General features: G+C 53.0%; 2 protein-coding genes. Both read left to right on the top strand.

The window, feature by feature from the left end:
* Positions 1-405: 405 nt before the first annotated feature.
* Positions 406-1,515, top strand: a complete 1,110-nt coding sequence (locus IK083_03615) for a DNA methyltransferase (protein MBR4748645.1) — start codon at positions 406-408, stop codon at positions 1,513-1,515.
* Positions 1,512-1,860: DUF262 domain-containing protein (locus IK083_03610; protein ID MBR4748644.1), on the top strand; the 349-nt coding region annotated here is incomplete at its 3' end. The genes IK083_03615 and IK083_03610, both read left to right, overlap by 4 nt.

Raw genomic sequence — 1,860 nt, 5'->3', positions numbered from 1 at the left:
GCGGAAAACCACTTTTCTCGTCTGTACTTTTGCCAGGGTCCTCCCGTCTGCTTTCTCCGGCTTTGCCGGAGCAATGAAGAAGCAGCCGGGCCCCTCCTGAGGTCTCTTACCCCAAACGGCCAAACGCCACAGCGTTTGACATATGCCGTTTCCGCCGAGATGACGAGAAGAGTTTTTTCTTACCGGTGAGGGCCCTTTGCCCTCACCGCCGATATGACGTGAAATTGAACGGGACAAAGCGCGCCCGCGAATGGCGAAGACCCTCCGCCGTAAAAAGTCTCCGAGAGGCTCTTTTTCTGCTGCAATATACGGGTCTTGTATTATTTGGGGATATGTGATACAGTGAATATGTAACAAGTATGATCCGCGGCCTGCGAGCCGGCACAACAACAGGAGGTATGACCCATGGCCGACAACACGAGCCTCGGCGCAGCCAAGAGCGCCAAAAACGACGAGTTTTACACCCAATACAGCGATATAGAGGCGGAGATGAACGCCTACATCGCCTATGACCCGGACGTGTTCCGGGGCAAGACGATACTTCTCCCCTGCGACGACCCCGAATGGAGCAACTTCACCAAATACTTCGCCGCCAACTTTGAGCGCTTCGGCCTCAAAAAGCTGATCTCCACCTCCTACTCCCAGAGCTCCGGCAGCAGGCAGCTGACCCTGTTTGAAGAGGAGTCGCCCCACTATGATCCCGCGCTCCATGAGACCCGGGGCAAGCTGTTCACCCTCACCCGGGACACAGACGGCTCCGGCTTCATCGACACCGACGATATAGTGTTCAACGGCTATCTGGAGGGAGACGGAGACTTCCGTTCCGACGAGGTGCGCCGCCTGCGGGACCAGGCGGACGTCATCATCACCAACCCGCCCTTTTCCCTGTTCCGGGAGTTCCTGGCCTGGATAATGGAAGCAGGGAAGCAATTCGTTATAATGGGGAATAAAAACGCTATAACATATAAAGAAGTTTTTCCGCTGATAAAGGACAACAATATTTGGACCGGTTACACATCGCTTAATGGTGGACGGTGGATGATTATGCCAAAAGATATTGTTGTGGAAAGCGAGAAGGCTAAATTAGATGCTGAAGGAAATAAAATAGTAAACATTCAAGGAGTTTGCTGGTTCACCAACATCGACCACGGCAAAAGGCATGAGTCTCTGCTGCTGGATACCATGGAGAACAACCTGAAGTTCAATTCCCGGCTCAAGAAAGCCTTTGAAAAGGACTACGGCGAGATAAAGTATCCCCGGTATGACAACTATGACGCCATCGAGGTGCCCTTTACCGAGTGCATCCCCTCGGACTATGACGGGGTAATGGGGGTGCCTATTACGTTTATGGACAAGTATAACCCCGAACAGTTTGACGTGTTGGGGGCATCAGAGAGCGAAGGAAAAGGTTTTTCTAATGGAATTTGGCTAGGCGGTATTTCTCAACCGGTAGTAAATGGATCTCGTGTTTACAAGAGATTGTTTATAAAAACCAAAAGAGGAGGCGCTCAATGAACACCACGCTTCACACCGACTGGACGGTGGACGACCTGTGCAAGGGCTTTGTTTACGATCAAAACGAGGACAGGGGCCTCTTCGGCATGGACGGACAGCTGATCATACAGCCGGAATACCAGCGCAACTACATTTACGGCGACGGCAAAAGGGACGTGGCCGTGGTGGAGTCGCTGCTGAAGGGCTATCCTCTGGGGCTCATCTACTTTGTGCTGAACCGGGGCGGCAAGTATGAGGTGCTGGACGGACAGCAGCGCGTCACCTCCTTTGCCCGGTTCGTCAAAATGTCCTGGCCCTTTGCCGTCACCTGGAAGGGCAGGGAGCGCTATATAGGCAGTCTGGACG

Source organism: Abditibacteriota bacterium, assembly GCA_017552965.1.
Taxonomy (GTDB): domain Bacteria; phylum Armatimonadota; class UBA5829; order UBA5829; family UBA5829; genus RGIG7931.
This window is presented reverse-complemented; position numbering and strand designations above follow the sequence as displayed.